This is a genomic window from Streptomyces sp. NPDC048514, from assembly GCF_043199955.1.
Lineage (GTDB): Bacteria > Actinomycetota > Actinomycetes > Streptomycetales > Streptomycetaceae > Streptomyces.
In genome coordinates this window covers 294,523-320,482 of the sequence record NZ_JBICWT010000008.1, presented here as the reverse complement: position 1 = coordinate 320,482, position 25,960 = coordinate 294,523, and the positions used below count along the sequence as shown (strand labels likewise).

General features: G+C 70.3%; 22 protein-coding genes and 2 tRNA genes. 18 read left to right on the top strand and 6 right to left on the bottom strand.

The features are described 5' to 3' along the window. Positions 1-202: 202 nt before the first annotated feature. Complete coding sequence (locus ACGFT2_RS19910) at positions 203-1,402, bottom strand: ROK family protein (protein ID WP_393279755.1); 1,200 nt, start codon at positions 1,400-1,402, stop codon at positions 203-205. A 455-nt stretch (positions 1,403-1,857) separates the two neighbouring features. On the opposite strand from ACGFT2_RS19910, the gene ACGFT2_RS19905 reads away from it, so the two are divergent. Beyond that, positions 1,858-2,439 carry a biotin transporter BioY gene (locus tag ACGFT2_RS19905; protein WP_393279753.1) on the top strand — a complete coding sequence of 194 codons (582 nt, stop codon included), beginning with the start codon at positions 1,858-1,860 and terminating at the stop codon, positions 2,437-2,439. Between the two features lie 103 nt (positions 2,440-2,542). On the opposite strand, the gene ACGFT2_RS19900 is transcribed toward ACGFT2_RS19905, so the two are convergent. Continuing rightward, complete coding sequence (locus tag ACGFT2_RS19900; RefSeq protein ID WP_393279750.1) at positions 2,543-3,970, bottom strand: amino acid permease; 1,428 nt, start codon at positions 3,968-3,970, stop codon at positions 2,543-2,545. 246 nt (positions 3,971-4,216) lie between these two features. Between ACGFT2_RS19900 and ACGFT2_RS19895 the strand changes: the two genes are divergently transcribed. Both ACGFT2_RS19895 and ACGFT2_RS19890 read left to right on the top strand, forming a co-directional pair. Further along, positions 4,217-4,705: a ribose-5-phosphate isomerase gene (locus ACGFT2_RS19895; protein WP_393279748.1), complete on the top strand. Its 489-nt coding sequence runs from the start codon at positions 4,217-4,219 to the stop codon at positions 4,703-4,705. A 33-nt stretch (positions 4,706-4,738) separates the two neighbouring features. Further along, positions 4,739-5,548: an Fpg/Nei family DNA glycosylase gene (locus ACGFT2_RS19890; RefSeq protein WP_393279746.1), complete on the top strand. Its 810-nt coding sequence runs from the start codon at positions 4,739-4,741 to the stop codon at positions 5,546-5,548. A gap of 46 nt (positions 5,549-5,594) precedes the next feature. Here the strand turns inward: ACGFT2_RS19890 and ACGFT2_RS19885 are convergent, their stop codons facing one another. Beyond that, entirely contained in the window at positions 5,595-6,836 is a 1,242-nt protein-coding gene (locus ACGFT2_RS19885; protein ID WP_393279744.1) for a GNAT family N-acetyltransferase, read from the bottom strand. Between the two features lie 141 nt (positions 6,837-6,977). On the opposite strand from ACGFT2_RS19885, the gene ACGFT2_RS19880 reads away from it, so the two are divergent. Together ACGFT2_RS19880 and ACGFT2_RS19875 are read left to right on the top strand one after the other, a co-directional pair. Then, positions 6,978-8,150 (top strand): PP2C family protein-serine/threonine phosphatase, encoded by a 1,173-nt coding sequence (locus ACGFT2_RS19880; RefSeq protein WP_393279740.1) that lies wholly within the window; start codon positions 6,978-6,980, stop codon positions 8,148-8,150. Between the two features lie 299 nt (positions 8,151-8,449). Next, positions 8,450-8,932 carry an HD domain-containing protein gene (locus ACGFT2_RS19875; RefSeq protein WP_393280048.1) on the top strand — a complete coding sequence of 161 codons (483 nt, stop codon included), beginning with the start codon at positions 8,450-8,452 and terminating at the stop codon, positions 8,930-8,932. Here the strand turns inward: ACGFT2_RS19875 and ACGFT2_RS19870 are convergent. Beyond that, entirely contained in the window at positions 8,929-10,116 is a 1,188-nt protein-coding gene (locus ACGFT2_RS19870; protein ID WP_393279738.1) for an acyltransferase family protein, read from the bottom strand. The two genes, ACGFT2_RS19875 and ACGFT2_RS19870, sit on opposite strands and share 4 nt — an antisense overlap. Positions 10,117-10,557: 441 nt before the next feature. Between ACGFT2_RS19870 and ACGFT2_RS19865 the strand changes: the two genes are divergently transcribed. Continuing rightward, on the top strand, positions 10,558-10,752 hold the full coding sequence (locus tag ACGFT2_RS19865) for a hypothetical protein (protein ID WP_393279735.1): 195 nt from the start codon (positions 10,558-10,560) through the stop codon (positions 10,750-10,752). 151 nt (positions 10,753-10,903) lie between these two features. On the opposite strand, the gene ACGFT2_RS19860 is transcribed toward ACGFT2_RS19865, so the two are convergent. Beyond that, positions 10,904-10,974, bottom strand: a tRNA-Gly gene (locus tag ACGFT2_RS19860). Between the two features lie 174 nt (positions 10,975-11,148). Here ACGFT2_RS19860 and ACGFT2_RS19855 point away from each other — a divergent pair. The 5 genes from ACGFT2_RS19855 (at position 11,149) to clpX (ending at position 15,990) form a co-directional block, all read left to right on the top strand. Then, a tRNA-Pro gene (locus ACGFT2_RS19855) sits at positions 11,149-11,225 on the top strand. A gap of 178 nt (positions 11,226-11,403) precedes the next feature. Continuing rightward, a complete protein-coding gene (gene tig / locus ACGFT2_RS19850) occupies positions 11,404-12,774 on the top strand; it encodes a trigger factor (RefSeq protein WP_393279733.1) in 1,371 nt (456 codons plus the stop codon). A 422-nt stretch (positions 12,775-13,196) separates the two neighbouring features. Beyond that, a complete protein-coding gene (locus tag ACGFT2_RS19845; protein ID WP_393280045.1) occupies positions 13,197-13,802 on the top strand; it encodes an ATP-dependent Clp protease proteolytic subunit in 606 nt (201 codons plus the stop codon). 66 nt (positions 13,803-13,868) lie between these two features. Next, positions 13,869-14,534 (top strand): ATP-dependent Clp protease proteolytic subunit, encoded by a 666-nt coding sequence (locus ACGFT2_RS19840; protein ID WP_393279731.1) that lies wholly within the window; start codon positions 13,869-13,871, stop codon positions 14,532-14,534. 169 nt (positions 14,535-14,703) lie between these two features. Further along, positions 14,704-15,990 carry an ATP-dependent Clp protease ATP-binding subunit ClpX gene (clpX, locus tag ACGFT2_RS19835; RefSeq protein WP_393279729.1) on the top strand — a complete coding sequence of 429 codons (1,287 nt, stop codon included), beginning with the start codon at positions 14,704-14,706 and terminating at the stop codon, positions 15,988-15,990. Between the two features lie 182 nt (positions 15,991-16,172). On the opposite strand, the gene ACGFT2_RS19830 is transcribed toward clpX, so the two are convergent. Then, positions 16,173-17,147: a hypothetical protein gene (locus ACGFT2_RS19830; protein ID WP_393279726.1), complete on the bottom strand. Its 975-nt coding sequence runs from the start codon at positions 17,145-17,147 to the stop codon at positions 16,173-16,175. 137 nt (positions 17,148-17,284) lie between these two features. Between ACGFT2_RS19830 and ACGFT2_RS19825 the strand changes: the two genes are divergently transcribed. The 7 genes from ACGFT2_RS19825 (at position 17,285) to mreD (ending at position 25,853) form a co-directional block, all read left to right on the top strand. After that, positions 17,285-19,909 carry a valine--tRNA ligase gene (locus tag ACGFT2_RS19825; protein ID WP_393279723.1) on the top strand — a complete coding sequence of 875 codons (2,625 nt, stop codon included), beginning with the start codon at positions 17,285-17,287 and terminating at the stop codon, positions 19,907-19,909. A 426-nt stretch (positions 19,910-20,335) separates the two neighbouring features. Further along, a complete protein-coding gene (locus ACGFT2_RS19820; RefSeq protein ID WP_393279719.1) occupies positions 20,336-21,850 on the top strand; it encodes a bifunctional folylpolyglutamate synthase/dihydrofolate synthase in 1,515 nt (504 codons plus the stop codon). A 9-nt stretch (positions 21,851-21,859) separates the two neighbouring features. Next, the gene (locus tag ACGFT2_RS19815; RefSeq protein WP_393279716.1) at positions 21,860-22,222 is read left to right on the top strand and encodes a DUF4233 domain-containing protein; all 363 of its coding nucleotides are present in this window, start codon (positions 21,860-21,862) and stop codon (positions 22,220-22,222) included. A gap of 67 nt (positions 22,223-22,289) precedes the next feature. After that, on the top strand, positions 22,290-22,703 hold the full coding sequence (gene ndk, locus ACGFT2_RS19810; protein ID WP_393279714.1) for a nucleoside-diphosphate kinase: 414 nt from the start codon (positions 22,290-22,292) through the stop codon (positions 22,701-22,703). 313 nt (positions 22,704-23,016) lie between these two features. Further along, positions 23,017-24,036 carry a rod shape-determining protein gene (locus ACGFT2_RS19805; RefSeq protein WP_116151120.1) on the top strand — a complete coding sequence of 340 codons (1,020 nt, stop codon included), beginning with the start codon at positions 23,017-23,019 and terminating at the stop codon, positions 24,034-24,036. A 168-nt stretch (positions 24,037-24,204) separates the two neighbouring features. Then, on the top strand, positions 24,205-25,161 hold the full coding sequence (mreC, locus tag ACGFT2_RS19800; protein WP_393279709.1) for a rod shape-determining protein MreC: 957 nt from the start codon (positions 24,205-24,207) through the stop codon (positions 25,159-25,161). 14 nt (positions 25,162-25,175) lie between these two features. Continuing rightward, on the top strand, positions 25,176-25,853 hold the full coding sequence (mreD, locus tag ACGFT2_RS19795) for a rod shape-determining protein MreD (protein WP_393279706.1): 678 nt from the start codon (positions 25,176-25,178) through the stop codon (positions 25,851-25,853). The last annotated feature ends 107 nt before the right edge of the window (positions 25,854-25,960 follow it).

Here is a 25,960-nt window from a genome sequence, read left to right as displayed (position 1 = left end):
GAGAACTCCCTGGGAGGGAAAAGGAGAAAAGCAGCAGGAATTCCGGGAAGGCAAGCCGGAAGGAGAGAACTCACGCAATGGAAACACGCGCTTCATGCGCGGCAATGTGTCAGCAACAGAGGGTGCGACAGCTCGTGAGCGGGTCCATGACCAGCATGTTCCTGGTCATGGGCGGCTCCTGTCAATATTCCGAGTTTCTGAATTAAATAGCCTCAGGTGACGCGCCCAGCGGATCGCGGAACAATACGTCGAGCGCCACCGAACCGCCCGCCAGGGCCAGCACCGATTCCGGGAAACTCGTCGGCAGCACGGTCGCCGAGCGTCCCGCGCCGACCGCCTCGCGCAACGCGTCGAGACAGTCCTCGAAGTGGATGACCCCGACCTCGGTCACCACGACCGTCTCCGGGTTCAGCACGTCCAGCAGCGGCCCGGCCGCCCGTCCGGTCGCCCGGGCCCGGTCCGTCAGCAGCCGCCGGGCCACCGGGTCCCCGTCCGCCGCCGCGGCCACCACCCGCATCGGGTCGGCCGAGTCGGTCACCCCCGCCGCACGGGCCCGGCGGCACAGCGTCCGCTCGCTCAACTCCGCCTGCAGGCAGCCGGTACGGCCGCACGGGCACGGCTCGGTGCCGCCCGGCACCGGCAGATGGGCGATCGTCCCGGCGGCCGAACGCGGCCCGTGGTGCACCTCGTCATGGGTCGCGAAGGCCGCGTCGACGACGTTGCCCACGAACAGGTGCAGCACGCTGCCGCTGCCCCGGGCCCGCCCGAACAGCCGCTCCGCGTTCACCAGCGCCCGCGCATGTCCGTCCACATGGACCGGCAGCCCCGTGCGGGCGCCGAGCAGCTCCCGCACCGGCACCTCCCGCCAGCCCAGCAGCTCGTGCTCGACGACGGTGCCCGTCTCCCGGTCCACCCAGCCGCCGAGCGCCACCCCGACACCCAGCGGGCGCCGGCCCGGCACCGCGGCGAACAGGCCCGCGAGCCCCTCGGCGGCCCGCGCCAGCACCCGGCCCGGGTCGGTCCGTCCGTGCTTCAGCTCCCGCCGCGCCAGCACCCTGCCGCGCAGATCCAGCAGCGCCACCGTGGTGTACGGCACGGCCACGTGCACCCCGGCGACCAGGAACCGGGTGTCGTCCAGGTCGACCGGCACGTGCGGGCGGCCCACCCCGTTCGAGCGGCGGGGCGCGGCCGACTCCCGCAGCAGGCCCAGTTCGGCGAGCCGGGCGCAGTGCTCGGTCACCGACGCCGGGGACAGCCCGGTGAGCCGGGCGACGGTGCTGCGCGCCACCGGTCCGTGCTCCAGCACGGAGCGCAGCACGGCGCTCGCACTGGTGCGCCGCCGGTCGCTGTCGGCGGCACGCGGAACGGGGGAGGCCAGGGTGGAAACCGCGGTACGGGGCATGGAGAACCGTCCTCGGGAACGGGGCCGACACGTCTCGGAGTCACGAACGGGCGAGGCGTGCGCGCAGCCCGCCCTACCCCGGGCGGCGACAGGTGGCCGTGCCCTGGCGTCGCAGGTCGACATAGCGACGCGAGGTGAAGTACCGGGCCTGGGCAACCATGCGCCCGAAGCTAGCAAAACGCCCCCGCGCTGCCCAGACGGCGACCGACGGGCGAGACGCACCCCCGCAAGGCTTTGGCGGGAACCTACAGTTCCGCGGGGCGACGAGGACGTGAGCCGAACGCCTCTGCCTCAGTGACTGGTATCACGCCCGCCCAGGTGTAAGCGGCACGCTTTGTGCGAAGCGTACGACTGTGCCGTTCGCCGCTTTGTCGGGCACCGACGGTGATCGGCGCCGGGCCGCTGGGATAGCGTCGCCGTGTCCCGACGTGTCCACAACATCCCGTGGAGTCCCCATGAGCACCGCCACCGCCGCCGCTCGTCCCGGCGCAGTCCTCGCCGACCTGCTGCCGTCCTCCCGTGTCCGTGACGCCGCCCTCGTGGTCGGCGGCGCCGCGCTCACCGGCCTCGCGGCCCAGCTGTCGGTGCCGGTGCCCGGCTCCCCGGTGCCGGTGACCGGCCAGACCTTCGCCGCGCTGCTCGTCGGCACCACCCTCGGTGCCCGCCGCGGCTTCCTCTCCCTCGCCCTGTACGCGGTCGCCGGTGTCGCCGGCGTGCCGTGGTTCGCGAACGGCGACTCCGGCGCCGGCATGGTCTCCTTCGGCTACATCCTCGGCATGCTGCTCGCCTCCGCCCTCGTCGGCGCCCTGGCCCGCCGCGGCGCCGACCGCTCCCCGCTGCGCATGGCCGGCACGATGATCCTCGGCGAGGCCGTCATCTACGCGGTCGGTGTCCCCTACCTCGCCCTGGCGGCCCACATGTCCGCCTCCGAGGCGATCGCGGCCGGGCTCACCCCGTTCCTGATCGGCGACGCCCTCAAGGCCGCCCTGGCGATGGGCGCGCTGCCCACGGCCTGGAAGTTCGCCGGCAAGAGCTGACCCGCGAGACGGCACCGGAGCACACCAGGGCCGCATGACCTGACGATCTCCGTCAGGTCATGCGGCCCTGGTGGTTCCGCTGTGGGTCGAGAAGGCGTACCGGTCAGGCGGTGGGGACCTTGTCGGGGGCCTCGACCGCGGGCGCCTCGGCCGCGCGGCTCCCCGCCACCTTCTGCTTCACGAAGGCGAGCGCGATCACGACCGCCGCCACGGCCAGCGACAGCAGCACGGTCTTGCGGCCGCTGCTCGGGCCCTCCGTGTCGGTGAGCATGTAACCGAGGACGAACGTGATCATCGCGGCCGTGGCCCAGGTCAGGTACGGGTACAGCCACATCTTCACGACGAGCTTCTCCGGCGCCTCGCGCTGGATGATCTTGCGCATCCGCAGCTGCGAGAAGCAGATCGCCAGCCACACGAACAGGGCCACCGCGCCACTGGAGTTGAGCAGGAACAGGAAGACGGTGTCCGGGAACTTGTAGTTGAAGAAGACCGCCACGAAACCGAAGACGACCGAGGCCAGGATCGCCGTCATCGGCACACCCCGGGAGGTGGTCCGGGCGAAGGCCTTCGGGGCGTCACCGCGCTGGCCGAGCGAGAAGGCCATCCGGGAGGCCGTGTAGAGGCCGGAGTTGAGACACGACAGCACCGAGGTCAGCACGATCACGTTCATGATCTCGCCGGCGTGCGCGATGCCCAGGGAGTTCAGCGCGGCGACGTAGGAGCCGTCCTTGGCGATGGCCGGGTCGTTCCACGGGACCAGCGAGACCACGACGAGGATCGAGCCGAGGTAGAAGACGCCGATACGCCAGATGATGCTGTTGGTCGACTTGGTGACCGCGCGCTGCGGGTCCTCCGACTCGCCGGCCGCCAGGGTGGCGATCTCGCTGCCCATGAAGGAGAAGACGACCAGCAGTACACCGGTCAGGATCGCGCCCGGACCGTGTGGCAGGAATCCGCCGTGATCGGTCAGGTTGCCGAAGCTCGCCTGGTCGGTGTGCGCGCCCGGCAGCACGCCGAAGACGGCGAGCAGGCCGATGACGACGAACGCGCCGATCGCCACCACCTTGATACCGGCGAACCAGAACTCGAACTCGCCGTAGGAGCCGACGGAGACCAGGTTGGTCGCGGTCAGGACGACCATCACGATCAGGGCCCAGCCCCACTGCGGGACGGCTGGGACCCAGCCTTCGAGGATCTTGGCGCCGGCGGTCGCCTCGACGGCGAGCACGACGACCCAGAAGAACCAGTACAGCCAGCCGATGGAGAACCCGGCCCAGCTGCCGAGCGCACGGTCGGCGTGGGCGGAGAAGGAACCGGAGGTGGGGTTCGCGGCGGACATCTCGCCCAGCATTCGCATCACCAGCACGACGAGCGTGCCGACGAGGGCGTACGACAGGAGGATGCCGGGACCGGCGGTGGCGATGCCGGTGCTGGAGCCTACGAAGAGTCCGGCACCGATCACACCTCCGATGGCGATCATCGACAGGTGACGGTTCTTGAGACCTGCTTGAAGTCCGGAACCAGGGGTCATGGGACGGATTTCCTTTGCGCCGGTGGAGCGTTTCCCGTACGAGGGGGGCGCCGTTGTGCGGCGTTGTACGGGGCCTCGAACGAGCGGTGTACGAGGCGGTCCAGTGAATCTGAGGCGAATCGATTGGGGAACCTCTGATTCCAGATTGTTACTTGAGGTTCCCTTGAGGTTCTATGGCTTGGCTCACATTATTCGGCGCCGGCACCCGGAGCTGCTGCCCCGATGCGGTCGTGTCACACTCGTGTCATGCGCGTGTACCTCGGCTCCGACCATGCGGGCTACGAACTCAAGAACCACCTCGTCGAGTGGCTCAAGGCCGCCGGGCACGAGCCCGTCGACTGCGGGCCGCACATCTACGACGCCCAGGACGACTACCCCCCGTTCTGTCTGCGGGCCGCCGAGAAGGCCGCCGCGGACCCGGACAGCCTCGGGGTCGTGATCGGCGGTTCCGGCAACGGCGAGCAGATCGCCGCGAACAAGGTGAAGGGCGTGCGCGCGGCCCTGGCCTGGAGCGAGGAGACCGCCTCGCTCGGCCGGCAGCACAACGACGCCAACGTGGTGGCCGTGGGTGCGCGCATGCACAGCACGGAGGAGGCGACCAGGTTCGTCGAGGTCTTCCTCAGTACCCCCTTCTCGGGTGACGAGCGCCACATCCGCCGCATCGACATGCTGTCCGCGTACGAGACGACCGGCGACCTGCCCCCGGTCCCGGCCCACCACCCGCAGCAGGACTGAGCCCCCCGGGGGGGCTGGAAGGAACAGGACACCGTGCCAGAGGGGCACACGATCCACCGGCTGGCGCAGGACTACGCCGCCCGCTTCTCCGGCACGGCGCCCCGCGTCACCAGCCCCCAGGGCAAGTTCTCCGACGCCGCGGACCTGCTGAACGGTGCCGCGCTCACGGCCACCGAGGCCCACGGCAAACACCTCTTCCTGCGGTTCCGGGACGCCGACTGGGTCCACATCCACCTCGGCCTCTTCGGCAAGGTCGGCTTCGGGGACGCCCCGGCGCCCCCGCCGGCCGACACCGTCCGGCTCCGGCTCGCGAACGGCACCGCCTACGCCGACCTGCGCGGCCCCACGACCTGTGCCCTGATCACGGACGCGGAGAAGCGGGCCGTGCACGACCGGCTCGGCCCCGACCCGCTGCGCGAGGACGCCGACCCGGGCACGGCGTACCGCAGGATCTCCCGCAGCCGTACGACGATCGCCGCGCTGCTCATGGACCAGAAGGTCGTGGCCGGCGTCGGCAACGTCTACCGCGCCGAGGCCCTCTTCCGGCACGGCATCGACCCCTACCGCGCGGGCCGGGACATCACCCCGGCCGAGTGGGAGGCCCTGTGGGCCGACCTCGTCGAGCTGATGCGCGAGGGCGTCCGGAACAACCGGATCGACACCGTACGGCCCCAGCACACCCCGCAGGCGATGGGCCGCCCGCCCCGGGTCGACGACCACGGCGGCGAGGTGTACGTCTACCGCCGCGCCGCCCGGCCCTGCCACATCTGCGGCGACGAGATCCGCACCGCCGGCCTCGCCGCCCGCAACCTCTTCTGGTGCCCCACCTGCCAGCGGCCCTGAAAGCCGTCCTCGCGACGCCCCGCACGCACTCTCGCCGCGCCGCGCCCTAGAAGCCGTGCGGCAGCCACGGCGCCACCGGTGAGCCGAAGGCCACCGACGCCTCCGTCAGCGCGCCCGGCCGCAGCTCCCGCACCCGCCCGGCCGCCGCGAGCGACAGCAGGGTCACCCCGCCGAGATACGCCGCCCCCAACTCACGTACCGAAAGGGCGAGATCGGCCGCGCCGGACGTGCGCTCGCAGGAGGCTCCCCGGGCGTCGCCGGTCAGCCGCCAACGCCCCGCGTTCCAGGGGCAGAACGCGTCCTCCACCTCGAACACCGTGTCCACGGGTGTCTGGTACGTACGTGCCGACAGGGCCGCACCCACGTCGACGAGACGGAGGTACCCGGCGTCCCGCAGCCGAGGCCCGCACCGGCGGATGTCGGAGACCAGGTGCTGCCAGGGCTCGTCGACCGGCCGGCCCCGCAGCGTCAGCTTCGTCATCAGGTCGATGCCGAACAGGAACCGCCACAGCGCGGCCTCGGTCGCCGGATCGAGCCCGGCCAGATCCTCCAGGGTCACCGTGCCGTCGTGCCCACCGGGACCCCAGCCCATCTTGGTGCGGAAACGCGCGTACCCGGTGACCTCGCCGTCCCGTTCCGCGACCACACACTGCAGGGCGGAGGCACCCTCGCGCCCGCTCTCCGGGTCCAGCAGACCGGCCTGCTCCCAGCCGGGCCGCCGGGCCAGCATGCCGGGGCGGCGGGGCACCAGCGCCGCGTACACCGCCTCGCACTCCTTCAGGACGTCGGCGGGCGGCGCGTAGCGCACGCGCACCTCGTCGGTGCCCGGCGGCAGCGCCAGGGTGACCCGGCCGGTGTCGATCTCGGCGGTGAGCTGGAAGGTCGCCGTGCCGTACCCGAACCGGCCGTAGATCGCCGGCTCGGAGGCGAACAGCGCCGCGAGCGGCTCGCCCTTGGCGCGCGCCTCGTCCAGCAACCGCCGCATCATCGACGTCAGCACTCCGCGCCGCCGGTGCGTCGCGGCCACGCTGACCATGGTGACCCCCGCCGTGGGCAGCACGGCACCGCCCGGCACGGTCATCCGGAAGCTGAAGGCCCCCGACGTACCGACGAGCGTGTCCGCGTCCCACACGGCGAGGGAACGGCCGAACTCGGTGAGGGACCTGTCCAGTTCACGCTCCTCGGCCGAGGCCGGGCCGCCGCCGAAGGCGCGCACCAGGTGGTCCCACCACCCGTCGAACTCCTCCGGGCGCAGCGTCTTCAACTCGGTGCCGTGGTCAGTGCCCATGGGCCATGCCTATCAGGGCATTGCGGGACGAGCCAGTGAATTTCCGCGGGGCGAGGAGACACGGCGGAGCGAGCCTCGCACGGGGGACAAGTAGGACCTCCCGTGCCAACGGGCCGGTCCGATGGATAGGGTCGCGAGCTAATGGCAGCAGGACGAGAGCGGCGCGCGAAGGCCGGGACGTTCACGGCGCGGTGGAAGATGAGGTGGCACCGGGCCCGCGTCGCCCTGCGCAGAAGCGCCGTGGACTACTTCCGCGGCGACGGTTCGGACTGGATCGCGTTCGCCGGACTGCTGCTGACCGTCCCGATCCTCGCGGCCATGACCCTCGGCAACGCGGTGTGGTGTTCACCGGCCACCCTGGTGCTGCCGATCGTCGCGGGCGGCCTGCTGCTGCGGCCGGCGAGCCTGCTCGGCCTGTACGCCGCGGCGGCCACCGCGCTGATCGTGGAGTCGGTGCGGCTCGGCCCGTACACCGAGGGGCCCTCGCGGGTCACCCCGGGCCTGGTCCTGGTGGTGGCGGCGTGCGGCTTCTTCGGACTGCTGACCGCGCAGTTCCGCAGCCGGGTCGGGGTGCCCTGGCGGCGCGGCGGCACCATGCTCTTCGACCTGCGCGAGCGGATCCGGGTGCAGAGCAAACTGCCGAAGCTGCCGCAGGGCTGGCACCACGAGATGGCGCTGCGTCCGGCCGGCGGCCAGTCCTTCTCCGGCGACTTCGTCGTCGCGGCCCGCACGAACGGCGGCCGCACCCTGGAGGTCGTGCTCACGGACGTGTCCGGCAAGGGCATGGACGCGGGCTCACGTGCCCTGCTGCTGTCCGGTGCCTTCGGCGGCCTCCTCGGCTCCCTCCCCCCGCACGCCTTCCTCCCGGCCGCGAACGGCTACCTGCTGCGCCAGGAGTGGGACGAGGGCTTCGCCACCTCCATCCACCTGGTCCTGGACCTCGACTCCGGCGACTACGAGCTGTACTCCGCCGGTCATCCGCCGGGTCTCCAGCTCAGCGCGGGCAGCGGACGCTGGGAGGAGAAGGCCGCCGAGGGGCCGCTGCTGGGGGTGTACGACGGCGCCCAGTTCGACTCCGTGAAGGGCTCGCTGCGGCCCGGGGACGTGCTGATGCTGTTCACGGACGGCCTGGTCGAGACCTCCGACCGGGACATCGTCGAGGGCATCGACCGCCTCACCGGCGAGGCCGACCGCTATGTCGCCGGCGGCTTCCACGGCGCCGCCTGGCACCTCATCGAGGCGGTCGCGAAGGACGTCAACGACGACCGCGCCCTCCTGCTCATCTGCCGCCAGGCGACGGGGAACGGCCGCTGACCGCGTGGGCCCGGCCGGCGAAGGGACGCCGGGCGGTCGGATCCCACCGAGCGAAGGGACACCGAGCGCATGGGTGCCGGCGAGCGAAGGGATGCCGGGCGGGTGGGGTCGAGGGAGCGCAGGGAGACGGGGCCGACGGGCTCCACCGAGCGCAGGGAGACGGAGCGGACGGGCTCCACCGAGCGCAAGGAGACGGGGCCGACGGGCTCCACCGAGCGCAGGGAGACGGAGCGGACGGGCTCCACCGAGCGAAGGGACACGAGCACATGGGTTCCAGCGAGCGAACGGGCACCGAGCCGATGACGCGGGCGGAGGGCGGGGCCGTGCCGTGGCTCACCCTCGCCGAGGTCGAGGCCACCGCACGTGCCGCCCACGCGGGGCAGACGGACAAGGCGGGGCGGCCGTACGCCGAGCACCTCGCGGCCGTCGCCGAGGGCGTCCGGGACCGCGGCGGCGACGCGGAACAGATCGCGGCGGCCTGGCTGCACGACTCCGTCGAGGACGCGGTGCTCACCCGGGAGTGGCTGGCAGCCGCGGCGCTGGCCCCGCGCACGAAGGCCATCGTGGACGCCCTCACCAAGCGGGCGGGGGAGGAGCCGGAGGAGTACGCCCGCCGGATCCTCGCCACCCCGGGCGCGCTCCTGGTGAAGCGGTCCGACCTGGCGCACAACGCCGACCCCGGTCGCCTGGGCGCCCTGCCCGAGGCGACCAGGAACCGGCTGACCGGGAAGTACGCCCACATGCGCACCCTCCTCGGCCTGGACGGCCCCGGGGCGGGCTAGACGCCGGCCTTCTCGCGTTCGGGTTCCCTCTTCTGCCGTTCTCTGGCCAGTTCGGCGGCGTCCTGCTTGAACGCCCACTCCAGCTTCGGCTCCATCGCGAAGCGGAAGACGCGCTGCACGGGCTCGGTGCACAGCAGCGTGACGGCGGCGGCCGCGAGCACGGTGACGGCGAGCGCGCCGACGGCCCCGTGCCGCTGGGCGAGGTCGAACCCGCCCGTGTACACCGCGGTCTTGACCACGAAACCGTGCAGCAGATAGCCGTACAGCGTGCCCGCCCCGAGCGCGGTGAACCACGTCCGGCGGCCCGGCACCCAGGCGAGGAAACAGGCGGTCAGCAGCAGCGAGCAGCCGAACACCGCCAGTGTCATGAGCGGCCCGGTCCACCAGGGGGCGCCGAGATCCTGCGCCGAGAACTGCCGGTAGAACCACCCGCCGTCCACGCGCGGCACGGACCACCAGCCGATGGCCAGCGCCGCGGCGAACACCGGTACGGACAGGATCCGCACCCGGCGCCGGCGCACCATCGCGAAGTGCTCGGGCTTCAGCAGCAGGCCGATGACGAAGCACGGCAGGAACTGCAGGACGCGGCCGAGATCCAGGTTGTCGTCGATCCCCCGGGTGACCGACCCGATCATGGCGATCCCGAGCGCGACGGGCAGCGGCCAGCGCACCAGCTTCCACACGGGTGTGGTGAGCCGCCAGATGAACAGCGCGCACAGGAACCACGTCAGGTAGTACGGCGAGACGAGGCTGATCGGATCGTCGGCGTGGCCGGCGTAGCGCCTGAACAGCGAATAGGCGATCTGGAACAGCAGATACGGGACCACGACACCGGTGATCAGCCGCTTCAGCCGGTCCGGGCGCATGTCGAAACTGCGCGAGAAGTAGCCGGAGATGATGATGAACGCCGGCATGTGGAAGGTGTACACGACGTTGTACAGGCCTTCGAGGACCCGGTTGTCGGTCTTGATCGCCGACCAGGAGTGCCCCAGCGCCACCAGCACGATGGCCAGGTACTTGGCGTTGTCGAAGAACGGATCCCGCGCTGCGCCGGGTCTCTGACCCTGTTGCCGCCGCTCCTGCGTACTCGCCTGGGTACGTGGACCGGGCCCTCCACGCGCCGGCGACTGTGCCGGGGGGAGCGGCCTGCGGTTGTGGCCGGGGGACGGGGCGGCGTCAAACATCTCAGGCACCCTAGCGTCGGCTGAGGGATTCCGTAAAACCCCACGCGCTCATTTCTGGTTATCGCGTCCGGGTACCCCGAAATTCACGGAACTAGCCGCGGCCATCGGCGTGATGATGGGCACACAGGTGTCGTCCGTTCATCCTGGATGTACCGATTAATCCAGACTAATTCAGGCATACAGCGCCTCGGTGTCACGTACTTCGAATCATCGGTGGTGTGATGCGTGGATATTGAAACGAAGTTCCGTGAAATGAGCGTGGATTCGGTGTCCGCGTGTCCTGTCGTATTCCTGTGCGAGCGGCCCCGCGAGCGGGCGTCCGCCCGACGTTGTGTCATGGGCCGCATAAGGGAGCCGGGTTGGTGGCACGATGGTCCTGGCGGGGGTGCGCGGGCCGTACCTCCGGGCCGGGAGAGCGGACCGACCGAGGGTGTGATCAGTGTGGCCATTTCACTGTCCGTGGTGCTGCTGTTGGCGATCATCCTGGTGGTGCTGATCCGAGGGGGGAGCATCAAGGCCGGCCCCGCGATCGTCGCGATCCTCTTCGGCTTCTTCCTCGCCTCGACCGGCATGGCGCCGTCCATCAACCGGTTCCTGAACTCGATAGCGGAGTCCATCAACTCGATCAGCTTCTGACCCCGCCGGGTCCGCGCCGGCGAACCGCTCCCCGTGTCGGCGCGCGGCGACACGGCACGCGCGCGCCGCATGACACGCGCACGATGACCGTCCGGGACAGCAGAAGGCCCAGGTGGGGAGGCAACCTCTCACCTGGGCCTTCGGCGTCCGGAGCGGGCGACGGGAATCGAACCCGCGTAGCTAGTTTGGAAGACTAGTGCTCTACCATTGAGCTACGCCCGCAACAGTGCGTCGCAGGTCCGTGACCGCGGCACTGGAGTGCATCGTAGCGGGTCGCCCGCCACGGAGGCGAACGTGTTGCCTAAGGCGCGGCACGCGCCACGTCGCGCCCGGCCGCCGCCGCCGGTAAGAGCCGCCGTACCGGGCCGGGGCATGTACCCTACGTGTCGCACCAGACGGGGTGTGGCGCAGCTTGGTAGCGCGTCCGCTTTGGGAGCGGAAGGCCGTGGGTTCAAATCCCGCCACCCCGACCACCGGATCATGATGTCGTGATGATCGCCTTTTGGGGCGCTGACCGGCTGCGGTTACTATGCAAGCTGGTCGCCCGTGTGTCCCGGCCCTCACGGCCATGTACTCCTCCGGGCGGCTAGATCCGCCGGACCTGTCAGGTTCCGGTAGAACCCGAGAAGTCAGCCACAAGGAGACCGAACCGTGAAGAGCGCCGTGGAGACCCTGAACCCGACCCGGGTTCGGCTCACTGTCGAGGTGCCCTTCGAGGAGCTCAAGGACAGCCTCGACGCGGCGTACAAGAAGATCAACCAGCAGGTCACGGTGAAGGGCTTCCGTAAGGGCAAGATCCCGGCCCGCGTCATCGACCAGCGGTTCGGCCGCGGTGCGGTGCTCGAGGAGGCCGTCAACGACGCGCTGCCGAAGTTCTACACCGAGGCGGTCAACGAGGCCGAGCTGAACCCGCTGGGCCAGCCCGAGGTCGACATCACGGAGCTGAAGGACGGCGAGACGCTGAACTTCACCGCCGAGGTCGACATCCGCCCCGCCCTGGAGATCCCGGACTACTCCGGCATCGAGGTCGAGGTCGACGCCGTCGAGGTCACCGACGAGGACGTCGAGAAGTCGGTCGAGCAGCTGCGCGAGCGCTTCGCCTCCACCTCCCCGGTCGAGCGTGCCGCCGAGGACGGCGACGTCGTCACCCTCGACCTCGAGGCCAAGGTCGAGGGCGAGGTCCTCGAGGACGGCGTCGCCGACGGCGTCTCCTACACCATCGGCTCCGGCGAGCTGCTGGACGGCATCGACGACGCCGTCAAGGGCAAGTCCGCCGGCGAGGAGGCCACCTTCACCTCCGAGCTGAAGGGCGGCTCCGCCGCGGGCAAGGAGGCCGAGGTCACCGTCAAGGTCTCCCAGGTCGCCGCCCGTGAACTGCCCGAGCTGGACGACGAGTTCGCGCAGCTCGCCTCCGAGTTCGACACGCTGGACGAGCTGAAGGCCGACAGCCGCAAGCGCCTCGCGAACATGAAGCAGTTCGACCAGGCCACCCAGGCCCAGGAGCGCGTCCTGGAGAAGCTCCTCGAGCTGGTCGAGGTCCCGGTCCCCGAGAAGCTGCTCGAGGACGAGGTCAACACCCGCAAGCACAACCTGGAGCACCACCAGCTCGGCCAGATGGGTCTCACCCTCGACAAGTACCTGGAGATCCAGGGCAAGACCGCCGAGGAGTTCGAGACCGAGACCCGTGAGGCCGCGGTCAAGGGCATCAAGACCCAGTTCGTCCTCGACGAGCTGGTCAAGAAGGAGAACCTCAACGTCAACCAGGAGGAGCTCACCGAGCACCTCATGCGGCGTGCGGCCTCCTCCGGCATGTCCCCGGACCAGTTCGCCCAGGCCGTCGTCGAGGGCGGCCAGGTGCCGCTCCTGGTCGGCGAGGTCGCCCGTGGCAAGGCCCTGGCCGTCGTGGTCGAGGCCGCCACGGTGAAGGACACCAACGGCGAGGTCATCGACCTGGACGACGAGGAGGAGGAGACCGAGGCCGCCGAGGCGTCGGAGACCTCCGAGGAGAACGCCGAGGGCTGAGCGGTCCCGCGGCGCCCCTGACGCGCGCACGACGGGCCCCCGGGAGATCTCTCTCCCGGGGGCCCGTGTCGTCCCCGGGGGGTCCCCGGCCCGGCCGGGGACGACACGCACCCGCGCGACCCACCCCGTGCACCCGCGGCCCGGCGATCACCCTGTGCACCCGCGGCCCGGCGATCACCCCGTGCACCCGCGGCCCTGCACCACCCCGCACCCCCCCTCGCGGACCGCACCGGCCCCCGCGTGAGCGCTACGCCCCCGGCGAACACTCCCATCTCCGGGATTCCCCGGAGGGGCCTGAGCGTTAGGGTCCATGAATACGGGGGCAGGGGAGTCTTCTGAAACCCCCGCCAAGCCTCCGGCAGGACGACGTGAGACGGCCCGGCGCCGTCGTAAGACGAGCAGGTGGATACGTGACGAATCTGATGCCCTCAGCCGCCGGCGAGCCTTCCATCGGTGGTGGCCTCGGCGACCAGGTCTACAACCGGCTGCTCGGCGAGCGGATCATCTTCCTCGGCCAGCAGGTCGACGACGACATCGCCAACAAGATCACCGCGCAGCTGCTGCTCCTTGCCGCCGATCCGGACAAGGACATCTACCTCTACATCAACAGCCCCGGCGGCTCGGTGACGGCCGGCATGGCGATCTACGACACCATGCAGTACATCCCGAACGACGTGGTCACCATCGCCATGGGCATGGCGGCCTCGATGGGCCAGTTCCTGCTGACCGGCGGCGCCGCGGGCAAGCGCTTCGCCCTGCCGCACGCGGACATCATGATGCACCAGGGCTCCGCGGGCCTCGGCGGTACCGTCTCGGACATCAAGATCCAGGCCGAGTACCTGCTGCGCACCAAGAGGCGCATGTCCGAGCTGACCGCCCAGCACTCCGGCCAGACGGTCGAGGCGATCATCCGCGACGGCGACCGCGACCGCTGGTTCACCCCGGAAGAGGCCAAGGAGTACGGTCTCATCGACGAGATCATCACGCACGCCTCGGGTGTTCCGGGAGGCGGCGGCACCGGAGCCTGACCGGCCCGGCCACGCCACGCACCGAGACCGAAGCCCCCAGAACGCCACCAGGACGGTGAACACCCCATGAGCAACTTCCCCGGCGCCGCCAGCGGCATGTACGAAGGGCCCCGGCCCGACAGCCGTTATGTCATCCCGCGCTTCGTCGAGCGCACCTCCCAGGGCATCCGCGAGTACGACCCGTACGCGAAGCTCTTCGAGGAGCGCGTGATCTTCCTGGGTGTCCAGATCGACGACGCCTCCGCCAACGACGTCATGGCGCAGCTGCTGTGCCTGGAGTCGATGGACCCGGACCGGGACATCTCGATCTACATCAACAGCCCCGGTGGCGACATGACCGCCCTGACGGCGATCTACGACACCATGCAGTTCGTGAAGCCCGACATCCAGACGGTCTGCATGGGCCAGGCGGCCTCCGCCGCGGCCATCCTGCTCGCCGCCGGCACCCCGGGCAAGCGCATGGCGCTGCCGAACTCCCGCGTGCTGATCCACCAGCCGGCCGGTTCCACGGGCCGCGGTCAGCTCTCCGACCTGGAGATCATCGCCAAGGAGTTCACCCGGATGCGTGAGCAGCTGGAGGACATGCTGGCGAAGCACTCGAACCAGCCGCTGGAGAAGATCCGCGAGGACATCGAGCGCGACAAGATCCTCACGGCCGAGGAGGCGCTGCAGTACGGCCTCGTCGACCAGATCATCTCCACCCGCAAGCTGAACAACTCCGAGGTCCGCTGACCCCGGAGGACGTACTTTTCGCCCCTCTTGGCACGGTGCACGGCAAAGTGAACCCTGCCAAGGGGGGCCCGAACACCGGGCCCGGCAAGGTACCGTCGGACATAAGGCAGCACCAGGAGCCGCTGGACCTCCGTGTCCAGGCGTCTCCCAGGCGAAGGGGAAGCACACCGTGGCACGCATCGGTGACGGCGGCGATCTGCTCAAGTGCTCGTTCTGCGGCAAGAGCCAGAAGCAGGTCAAGAAGCTCATCGCAGGGCCCGGTGTGTACATCTGCGACGAATGCATCGACCTCTGCAACGAGATCATCGAGGAAGAGCTCGCCGAGACCAGCGAGGTCCGCTGGGAGGAGCTGCCGAAGCCCCGCGAGATCTACGAGTTCCTCGAGGGCTACGTGGTCGGCCAGGAAGCGGCCAAGAAGGCGCTCTCCGTCGCGGTGTACAACCACTACAAGCGGGTCCAGGCGGGCGAGAACGGCGGCGGGACCGGCCGTGACGACGCCATCGAGCTGGCGAAGTCCAACATCCTCCTGCTGGGCCCCACGGGCTCCGGCAAGACCCTCCTCGCGCAGACCCTGGCGCGCATGCTGAACGTCCCCTTCGCGATCGCCGACGCCACGGCGCTCACCGAGGCGGGTTACGTCGGCGAGGACGTCGAGAACATCCTCCTGAAGCTCATCCAGGCGGCCGACTACGACGTCAAGAAGGCCGAGACGGGCATCATCTACATCGACGAGATCGACAAGGTGGCCCGTAAGAGCGAAAACCCGTCGATCACCAGGGACGTCAGCGGCGAGGGCGTGCAGCAGGCCCTGCTGAAGATCCTGGAGGGCACCACGGCCTCGGTGCCGCCCCAGGGCGGCCGCAAGCACCCCCACCAGGAGTTCATCCAGATCGACACGACGAACGTCCTGTTCATCGTGGGCGGCGCCTTCGCGGGCCTGGAGAAGATCATCGAGTCCCGGGCCGGCGCCAAGGGCATCGGCTTCGGCGCGACGATCCTGTCCAAGCGCGAGCTGGAGGCCAAGGACGTCTTCGAGGACGTCATGCCGGAGGACCTGGTCAAGTTCGGCATGATCCCCGAGTTCATCGGCCGCCTCCCGGTGATCACGAGCGTCCACAACCTGGACCGCGAGGCCCTGCTGAAGATCCTGGTCGAGCCCCGCAACGCACTGGTCAAGCAGTACCAGCGGCTGTTCGAACTCGACGGCGTTGAACTGGACTTCGAGCGCGAGGCGCTGGAGGCCATCGCCGACCAGGCCATCCTCCGCCAGACCGGCGCGCGCGGCCTGCGCGCCATCATGGAGGAGGTCCTCCAGGGCGTGATGTACGAGGTCCCGTCCCGCAAGGACGTCGCCCGCGTCGTCATCACCGCCGACGTGGTCCTCTCCAACGTCAACCCGACCCTGATCCCGCGGGACGCGCGGGGACGGGGATCCGGGGAGCAGAAGACCGCCTGATCATCTCGACGCCGACGGGCAGGTACCCAGCACGGGGTACCTGCCCGTCGGCGTGTCGACCGCTGGGCCGTCCGGTCAGGCCATCGTTCCGGCGGTTCCTGGAGGCCACTGATCACGCAGTGATGGCGGAGGCGGCCCGCCGTCGGCGAGCCGCCTCCCGTGCCTGGGGATGCTCCTGGGCGTCAGGCCTTGACGCGGACCTCTTTGCGGAACTTGGCGGCGAGTTCCGCGTCGGCCGCCGGGTCGCTGCTGCGGCCCGCGGCGAGGCTGGCTATCTCCATCGGCATGACCATGCCGAGAGTGCTGTGGTCGCCCCAGATGCAGATCGTCATCGTCACGTCCTTGGGCCCGCCGGTGCTCTGGCCGGTCGGGGCCTGAGCCTGCTGGCACTTGAGGACCGCGCCGTCGAGCCCGGCCGGCTGGTACGTCTTCGGCTCGTCCTTGAGGGTGACGTCCTTGCCGTCACTGTCCTTCTGGGACTCGGTCTTCATGTAGGCGAACATGGCGTCGACGGTCTTCTCGGGGTCGTCGATCGTGCCGTAGACGCCGCCGAACTGGATCATCTTCTGACTCAGCGGGTTGCTCTTGTCTCCGGACTTGTACTGCGCGCTGACGTCGTGCGGCCCGTGCACGCCCCACTTCTCGGCGTCCTTGAGGTCGTCCTTCTTCATCGTGCCGCTGTCGGTCTCGCCCCGGGTGTACTCCGTCAGGACCGTCGCAGGCGTCGTCAGCTTGTGCGGGCCGTCGTCGGCGACGTCCGTGCCGCTGCCGCCGATCACGAAGTAGGCGCCCACCGCGAGGGCGGCCACCACCGCGACCGTGCCGATGATCAGGCCGGTCTTCTTCTTCCCGCCGGCCGGCTGCGGCTGCTGCGGCATGCCGTAGGGCTGCTGCGGGCCGCCCTGCTGCGGATAGCCGTAGCCCTGCGGCGCGGCCGGCGGAGCCTGCTGGGGGTAGCCGTAACCCGGCTGCGGCGGGGTGGGGGGCGCCTGCTGGGGGTAGCCGTAGCCGGGCTGCGGAGCCTGCGGCTGCTGGCCGTAGGGGCCCGCCTGGCCGTAGGGGCCCTGCTGGCCGTGCGGTCCGGGCTGCCCCTGCTGGCCGTACGGACCCGGCTGCTGGGGCGCGCCGCCGTACGGGCCCGGCTGATTGTTGCTCATTCCTGGGATCCCCCTTGAATGCTTATGTGTTCCTGACATCCTGGCCCAGGCCCCGCAATCCCCGGCCACCGGGGGGCTCACCGTTACAGAACAAACGCGTTTCGGGACCACCGCGTGACACCTCTAAACTGACCCCCGTGACCGAGAACGCTCAGCAGCAGCCACCCGCGCCCGAGAACGAACTGCCGACCCAGTACGCGCCGGCCGATGTAGAGGGGCCGCTGTACGAGCGCTGGGTGGAGCGGGGGTACTTCGAGGCGGACGCGAAGAGCGACAAGCCGCCGTACACGATCGTCATCCCGCCGCCGAACGTCACGGGCTCGCTCCACCTGGGCCACGCCTTCGAGCACACCCTCATCGACGCCCTGGTCCGCCGCAAGCGCATGCAGGGCTACGAGACGCTGTGGCAGCCCGGCATGGACCACGCCGGCATCGCCACGCAGAACGTCGTCGAGCGCGAGCTGGGCAAGGAGGGCAAGTCCCGCCACGACCTGGGGCGGGAGGCCTTCATCGAGCGCGTCTGGCAGTGGAAGGGCGAGTCCGGCGGCCAGATCAGCGGCCAGATGCGCCGCCTCGGCGACGGCGTCGCCTGGTCCCGGGAGCGCTTCACCATGGACGAGGGCCTCTCCCAGGCCGTCCAGACCATCTTCAAGCGGCTCTTCGACGACGAGCTGATCTACCGCGCCGAACGCATCATCAACTGGTGCCCCCGCTGTCTGACGGCGATCTCGGACATCGAGGTCGAGTACCAGGACGACGACGGCGAGCTGGTCTCCATGAAGTACGGCGACGGGGACGACGCCATCGTCGTCGCCACCACCCGTGCCGAGACGATGCTCGGTGACACCGCCGTCGCCGTCCACCCCGACGACGAGCGCTACCGGCACCTGATCGGCAAGCTCATCAGGCTCCCGCTGACCGACCGCTCCATCCCGGTCGTCGCCGACGAGCACGTCGACCCGGAGTTCGGCACCGGCGCCGTCAAGGTCACCCCGGCCCACGACCCGAACGACTTCGAGATCGGCCGGCGGCACGACCTGCCCGCCATCACCGTGATGGACGAGCACGCGGTCATCACCGTCCACGGCCCCTTCCAGGGCATGGACCGCCTGGAGGCGCGCTCCGCCATCGTCGCCGCGCTGCGCGCCGAGGGCCGGATCGTCGCCGAGAAGCGGCCCTACGTCCACTCCGTCGGCCACTGCTCGCGCTGCAAGACCACCGTCGAGCCCCGCCTGTCCATGCAGTGGTGGGTCAAGGTCGGCCCGCTGGCCAAGGCGGCCGGTGACGCCGTCCGCGACGGCAAGGTCAAGATCCACCCCCAGGAGATGGAGAAGCGGTACTTCGACTGGGTCGACAACCTCCACGACTGGTGCATCTCGCGCCAGTTGTGGTGGGGCCACCGCATCCCGGTCTGGTACGGGCCGAACGGCGAGGTCGTCTGCGTCGGCCCCGACGAGGAGGCCCCCACCGGCGAGGGCTGGCACCAGGACACCGACGTCCTCGACACCTGGTTCTCCTCCGGCCTGTGGCCCTTCTCCACCCTGGGCTGGCCCGAACAGACCGAGTCGCTCGCGAAGTTCTACCCGAACTCCGTCCTGGTCACCGGCTACGACATCCTCTTCTTCTGGGTCGCCCGGATGATGATGTTCGGCCTGTACGCGATGGACGGCACCCCGCCGTTCCACACCATCGCCCTGCACGGCATGGTCCGCGACCAGTTCGGCAAGAAGATGTCGAAGTCCTTCGGCAACGCGGTCAACCCGCTGGACTGGATGGACAGGTACGGCTCCGACGCCCTGCGCTTCACCCTGGCCCGCGGCGCCAACCCGGGCGTCGACGTCCCGATCGGCGAGGAGTGGGTCCAGGGCTCCCGCAACTTCGCCAACAAGATCTGGAACGCCACCCGGTTCGCGCTGATGAACGGCGCCACGGTGGACGGCCCGCTGCCGGAGCCGGCGGCGATGTCGGCGGCCGACCGCTGGATCCTCTCCCGCCTCAACTCGGTCATCGCCGAGGTCGACGCGTACTACGAGGACTACCAGTTCGCCAAGCTGTCCGACGCCCTCTTCCACTTCGCGTGGGACGAGGTCTTCGACTGGTACGTCGAGCTGTCCAAGACGACGTTCCAGGCGGGCGGTGCGGCGGCCGAGGCGAGCAAGCGCGTCCTGGGCGAGGTCCTGGACGTCACGCTGAAGCTGCTGCACCCGGTGGTCCCGTTCGTCACCGAGACCCTGTGGACCACCCTCACGGGCGGCGAGTCGGTCGTCATCGCCGAGTGGCCGACGGACAGCGGCTTCCGGGACGCCGGCGCCGAGCGCGAGATCGAGACCCTGCAGTCCGTCATCACCGAGGTCCGCCGCTTCCGCGCCGACCAGGGGCTGCAGCCCGGCCAGCGGGTTCCGGCCCGGCTGACCCTGGACGGCACGCCGCTGGTCCCGCACGAGGCGGCCATCCGCCAGCTGCTGCGCCTGCAGCCGGAGGGCGAGGCCTTCACCGCGACGGCCACCCTCCCGGTCGGCGGCGCGGAGGTCGCCCTGGACCTCTCCGGCACGATCGACGTGGCCGCGGAGCGCAAGCGGCTCGCGAAGGACCTCGCCGCGGCGGAGAAGGAGAAGGCCCAGGCCACGGCCAAGCTCGGCAACGAGGCGTTCCTGGCCAAGGCCCCGGAGAACGTGGTGGACAAGATCCGCACCCGCCTCACCAAGGCGGACGAGGACATCACCCGCCTCCAGTCCCAGCTGGACAACCTGCCCCAGGCGTAACCGCACCGACGAAGGCCCCGGACCCCCAAGGCTCCGGGGCCTCCGCACACCCCCACCCGGCCCAGGGGCGCGGGCAACCGCGCGACCGTCCACGACCCACCCGCACCCGCCCTGCATGCCTTGGCCCCCTCAGGGGCGCGGGGAACCGCGCGACCGTCCACGACGCACCCGCACCCGCCTGGCGAGACCAGCCACCCCGGCCTGGCGAGACCAGCCACCCCGGCCTGGCGTGACCAGCCACCCCGGCCTGGCGTGACCAGCCACCTCCGCCTGGCGAGACCAGCCACCTCCGCCTGGCGAGACCAGCCACCCCGGCCTGGCGAGACCAGCCACCCCGGCCTGGCGAGACCAGCCACCCCCGCCCGGCGAGACCAGCCACCCCCGACCGGCGCCGCACACCCCCGCACCGCTCCGTAGACTGGCCCCGTGAGCGACCTCCCGCACGAAGACGACCAGCCCGACCCCCTCGACAGCTTCGAGGAGATCATCGCCGAGGAGACCACCCGCGACCCCGACCTCGCGGTGATCGAGGCCGGCAGCCGCACCCTGCGTACACAGGGCGGCACCCCGCACGCCGACGTACCCGGGCGCCCCGAGGACCCGGAGATCGACCGGGCCCTGCGCGAGGTCGAGACGGAACTGGCCGGCCGCTGGGGCGAGACCAAGCTGGAGCCCTCGGTCAGCAGGATCTCCGCGCTGATGGACGTCCTCGGCGAGCCGCAGCGCTCGTACCCGTCCATCCACATCACCGGCACGAACGGCAAGACCTCCACCGCCCGCATGATCGAGGCCCTGCTCGGCGCCTTCGAGCTGCGCACCGGCCGCTACACCAGCCCCCACGTGCAGTCGATCACCGAGCGGATCAGCCTGGACGGCGCGCCGATCACCGCCGAGCGGTTCATCGAGACGTACCAGGACATCAAGCCCTACGTGGAGATGGTGGACTCCGCCCAGGAGTACCGGCTGTCCTTCTTCGAGGTGCTCACCGGCATGGCGTACGCGGCCTTCGCCGACGCCCCGGTCGACGTCGCCGTCGTCGAGGTCGGCATGGGCGGCTCCTGGGACGCCACCAACGTGATCGACGGCGACGTCGCCGTGGTCACCCCGATCGACCTGGACCACACCGACCGGCTCGGCGAGACGCACGCGGAGATCGCCACCGAGAAGAGCGGCATCATCAAGCAGGACGCGACCGTCATCCTGGCCCAGCAGCCGGTGGACGCGGCGCAGGTGCTGCTGAAGAAGGCCGTCGAGGTGGACGCCACCGTCGCCCGTGAGGGCCTGGAGTTCGGCGTGGTGGCCCGGCAGGTCGCCGTCGGCGGGCAGCTGCTCACGCTGCGCGGCCTCGGCGGCGAGTACCCCGAGGTGTACCTCCCGCTGCACGGCGCACACCAGGCGCACAACGCGGCCGTGGCGCTCGCCGCCGTCGAGGCGTTCTTCGGCGTCGGCGCGCAGCGCGCGGAGCCGCTGGACGCCGACACCGTCCGCAAGGCCTTCGCGGCCGCGTCCTCACCGGGCCGGCTGGAGATCGTACGGCGCTCGCCGACGGTCGTGCTGGACGCGGCTCACAACCCGGCGGGCGCCGCGGCCACCGCGGAGGCCGTGCGCGAGGCGTTCGACTTCACCCGGCTGATCGGCGTGGTCGGCGCGAGCGGCGACAAGAACGTGCGCGGGCTGCTGGAGGCCTTCGAGCCGATCTTCGCCGAGGTCGTCGTCACCCAGAACTCCAGCCACCGCGCCATGGACGCGGACGCGCTGGCCGCGATCGCCGTCGAGGTGTTCGGCGAGGAGCGGGTGCAGGTCGAGCCGCGGCTGCCCGACGCGCTGGAGGCGGCGATCACGCTGGCCGAGGAGGAGGGCGAGTTCGCGGGCGGTGGCGTACTCGTCACCGGATCCGTCATCACCGTCGGCGAGGCCCGGCTGCTGCTGGGGAAGGGCTGAGATTCTCCCGTGCGTACGCTCTGTGCATCGACACTCATCGGCGAGTTCTTCATCATCGGGTTCGCCGGACTCGTCGCCATGAAGGACCCGGACCTGTCCACCTCGACGGTGTGGCTGGTCAGCGGCATCGCCATGCTGCTGTGCCTGCTGCTGTGCGGCATGGTGACGCGCCCGGGCGGGGTGGCCCTGGGCTGGGCCCTGCAGATCGCGCTGATCGCCTCCGGCGTCGTCATCCCGACCATGTACTTCATGGGCGCGATCTTCGCGGCGCTGTGGTGGGCGTCCGTGCACTTCGGGCGGAAGGTGGACGAGGCCAAGGCCAGATTCGCCGCGCAGGCGGAGGCCGGCTCCTCCACACCTGACGCTGCGTGACGGGCGCCCCGACACGCCCTGTAGCCTCGTGCCACCACCGCAGACGTCTGTAAGAAGGAGCCCCTCCGTGAGCCAGCGCACCCTCGTCCTCCTCAAGCCCGACGCCGTCCGTCGCGGCCTGACCGGCGAGATCATCAGCCGTATCGAGCGCAAGTCCGGCTGGCAGATCACCGCGCTGGAGCTGCGCACGCTGGACCGGGCCACGCTGGAGCAGCACTACGCCGAGCACGTCGGCAAGCCCTTCTACGAGCCGCTGGTCGAGTTCATGACCACCGGCCCGGTCGTCGCCCTGATCGTCGAAGGTGAGCGGGTCGTCGAGGGCGTGCGCCAGCTGGCCGGCCCGACCGACCCGATCGCCGCCGCCCCCGGTTCGATCCGTGGCGACTACGGTGTGATCGTCCGCGAGAACCTGGTCCACGCCTCCGACTCCGAGGAGTCCGCCGAGCGCGAGGTGAAGATCTTCTTCCCGGGCCGGGCGTGAGCCGCGGCGAGTCGTTTTCTCGCCGATTCTCCTGAGCGGGCGTCAGTTCGGCCCGCACTGCCTGACCAGGGACGGTCGCACGTTTTCGGCCGTCCTTTGGCATATGCCTTGCCGATCGGGGGAACGTCTGCCTCCGATGGACCGTCTCCACAAGCGGGGCGGCCCGCCATCTGGTGACAATGGCGGAGACCCTCGCGCAGTGTTCGTGCAGGCGCGTTTACGATGGAAGCCTTCACGTCACAGCACCCGCCTCGCCGACCTGATATGCCCTCAAAAGCTCAGGAAGGCCAGATGAATCCGGATGGGGAACTCAATGTCGTTCATCGGCCGTGACATGGCTGTCGACCTCGGGACCGCCAACACGCTGGTGTACGTCAGGGGTCGCGGGATCGTACTCAACGAACCGTCCGTCGTCGCGATCAACACCAACACGGGTGGGATCCTCGCGGTCGGTGCCGAAGCGAAGAAGATGATCGGCCGGACGCCGGGCAACATCGTCGCCGTGCGGCCGCTGAAGGACGGTGTGATCGCCGACTTCGAGATCACCGAGCGGATGCTCCGCTACTTCATCCTGAAGATCCACAAGCGGCGGTATCTGGCGCGCCCGCGGGTCGTCGTCTGCGTGCCCTCGGGCATCACGGGGGTCGAGCGCCGCGCGGTCATCGAGGCGTCCTCCCAGGCCGGCGCCCGCCAGGTACACATCATCGAGGAGCCCATGGCGGCCGCCATCGGCTCCGGCCTGCCGGTCCACGAGGCCACCGGCAACATGGTGGTGGACATCGGCGGCGGCACCACGGAGGTCGCGGTCATCTCGCTCGGCGGCATCGTCACCGCCCAGTCCATTCGTGTCGCCGGCGACGAACTGGACAACGCGATCATCCAGTACATCAAGAAGGAGTACAGCCTTCTGCTGGGTGAGCGCACGGCGGAACAGATCAAGATCACGATCGGTTCGGCGTACGAGCTCGACGCCGACGAGCACACCGAAGTCCGCGGCCGGGACCTGGTGTCCGGGCTGCCGAAGACCGTCGTCATCTCGGCCGCCGAGGTCCGCAAGGCCATCGAGGAGCCGGTCAACGCCATCGTCGACGCGGTCAAGACCACCCTCGACAAGTGCCCGCCGGAGCTGTCCGGCGACATCATGGACCGAGGAATCGTTCTGACCGGCGGCGGAGCCCTGCTGCGCGGGCTCGACGAGCGGCTGCGGCGGGAGACCGGCATGCCGATCCACATCGCCGAGGACCCGTTGGACAGCGTGGCGCTCGGCTCCGGCAAGTGCGTCGAGGAGTTCGAGGCGCTGCAGCAGGTCCTGGACGCCCAGCCGCGCAGATGACGTAACTCTTCGATTCCGCCGTACGAGACGTTCTCCTCTCGTGCGGCGGATCGTTGATATAGAGGCATAAGCTCCCCCGAATGGGCCTCTTCGGTTCGCGCGGCACCACATGCGCGTCCTCCCGAGGCCCGCCGAATTCCTACTTGAGGAAGGGCACGGCCGCCGCACGTGAGGGACACGAAAGAGAGCCGGCTGCTCCTGGTTCTGCTGATCGCCATCGCGTTCGCGCTGATCACGGTGGACATCCGAGGGGGCCGGAACTCCCCGGTCGACGGTGCCCGGCAGGCCGCGGCCACGGTGTTCGGCCCGGTCGAGAACGGACTGTCCTCGGCGGTCGACCCGGTCGGCAACGCCGTCTCGGCGATCCGGGACTCCGGCAGCCGCCACGACCGCCTCGCGGTCCTGGAGAAGGAGAACGCGGCCCTGAAGGCGAAGCTCGGCAGCGACGACCGCAACCGCAGCCGCCTGAAGCAGTTCGACAAGATGCTGAAGATCGCCGGCGCGGGCCAGTACGGCATCAAGGGCGCCCAGGTCATCGCCATCGGATCGGCGCAGGGGTTCTCCTGGACCATCACCATCGACGCCGGCGCCGATGACGGGCTCAAGCGCGACATGACCGTGCTGAACGGCGACGGGCTGGTCGGCCGCGTCACCACCGTCGGCCCGGACACCGCCACCGTGCTCCTCGCCAACGACCCCGACTTCACCGTAGGCACCCGCATGGAGGGCAGCGACGAACTCGGCTTCGCCTCCGGGCAGGGCGACCGCCCGCTGCGCGTCGAACTGCTCAACGGCAAGGCGGAGGTGAAGAAGGGCGACCGGCTCATCACCTTCGGCTCGCAGGCCGACAAGCCGTTCGTGCCCGGTGTCCCGGTCGGCGTCATCTCCCGCGTCGACCCCTCCGGCGGCGGCCTCACCCGCACCCTCTACGTCACCCCGTACGTCAGCTTCACCAAGCTGGACGTCGTCGGTGTGGTCGTCGAGGGCCCGCGCAAGGACCCGCGGGACACCGTGCTCCCGACCAAGCCGAAGCCCGTCCCGACGCCGACGGTGACCGTCACGGTGACCCCCTCGGCGGGCGCGCCCGACGGCCAGCAGGACGACCAGCAGCAAGAGCAGCAGTAGGAGCTGACTTCCCCATGCGTCTCAACCGGATCCTGCTCTCCAGCGCTCTGGTCGTCGTGGCCCTGGTGATCCAGGTGAGCGTCCTCGCCCGCCTGCACCTGCCGGGTGCCGTCCCCGACCTGCTGCTGCTCACCGTCCTCGGCCTCGCCATGGTGTACGGCCATGTCGGCGGCGCTCTCGTCGGCTTCGGCGCGGGACTCCTCGCGGACCTGGCGCCGCCCGCCGACCACGCCGCCGGCCGCTACGCCCTCGTGCTCTGTGTCATCGGGTACTTCGCCGGGCTCATCAAACCGGAGAACGGCCGCCTGAAGTCCGCGACCGGCCCGATGGCCGTCGTGGTCGCCGCCGCCGTCGGCTCCACCCTGCTCTACGCCGGTGTCGGCGCCCTCGTCGGCGACACCGCCGCCCGCCATGTCGGCCTGCCCGGCCTGCTGATCTCGGCGGCCCTGTACGACCTGCTGCTCGCCCCGTTCGTGGTGCCCGCCATCATGTGGCTGGCGCGCCGGGCCGACAACGACCCGCTCGCCGAGTCCGGCCCCGCCGCCAAGTCCGGGGACATCTCCTCCGGATGGCTCTCCTCCGGCACCGGCCTGCGCATCGGCAGCCAGCGCGGCGGATTCGGCGCGCTGAAGGCCAGGGCCCGCACCCGTTCCGCCCGGGTCGGCCGCATCAAGGGGGTCAAGCGGCTGTGACGGCCGGAGGGTTCACCCGAACGGGGCGGCTTTCGCGGAACGCGCGTTCACAGCCTGACCGTTCATCATTCGTACACGCCGGCGCGTCCGGCACATCCGTGCACTGA

Coding starts and splice junctions, on each gene's coding strand:
- ACGFT2_RS19895 (WP_393279748.1), top strand. CDS start 4,217: ATGCGCGTGTACCTCGGCTCCGACCATGCGGGCTACGAACTCAAGAAC.
- ACGFT2_RS19910 (WP_393279755.1), bottom strand. CDS start 1,402: ATGCCCCGTACCGCGGTTTCCACCCTGGCCTCCCCCGTTCCGCGTGCC.
- ACGFT2_RS19905 (WP_393279753.1), top strand. CDS start 1,858: ATGAGCACCGCCACCGCCGCCGCTCGTCCCGGCGCAGTCCTCGCCGAC.
- ACGFT2_RS19845 (WP_393280045.1), top strand. CDS start 13,197: ATGCCCTCAGCCGCCGGCGAGCCTTCCATCGGTGGTGGCCTCGGCGAC.
- ACGFT2_RS19830 (WP_393279726.1), bottom strand. CDS start 17,147: ATGAGCAACAATCAGCCGGGCCCGTACGGCGGCGCGCCCCAGCAGCCG.
- mreD (WP_393279706.1), top strand. CDS start 25,176: ATGCGTCTCAACCGGATCCTGCTCTCCAGCGCTCTGGTCGTCGTGGCC.
- ACGFT2_RS19870 (WP_393279738.1), bottom strand. CDS start 10,116: ATGTTTGACGCCGCCCCGTCCCCCGGCCACAACCGCAGGCCGCTCCCC.
- ACGFT2_RS19880 (WP_393279740.1), top strand. CDS start 6,978: ATGGCAGCAGGACGAGAGCGGCGCGCGAAGGCCGGGACGTTCACGGCG.
- ACGFT2_RS19840 (WP_393279731.1), top strand. CDS start 13,869: ATGAGCAACTTCCCCGGCGCCGCCAGCGGCATGTACGAAGGGCCCCGG.
- ACGFT2_RS19900 (WP_393279750.1), bottom strand. CDS start 3,970: ATGACCCCTGGTTCCGGACTTCAAGCAGGTCTCAAGAACCGTCACCTG.
- ACGFT2_RS19885 (WP_393279744.1), bottom strand. CDS start 6,836: ATGGGCACTGACCACGGCACCGAGTTGAAGACGCTGCGCCCGGAGGAG.
- ACGFT2_RS19805 (WP_116151120.1), top strand. CDS start 23,017: ATGTCGTTCATCGGCCGTGACATGGCTGTCGACCTCGGGACCGCCAAC.
- ACGFT2_RS19875 (WP_393280048.1), top strand. CDS start 8,450: ATGACGCGGGCGGAGGGCGGGGCCGTGCCGTGGCTCACCCTCGCCGAG.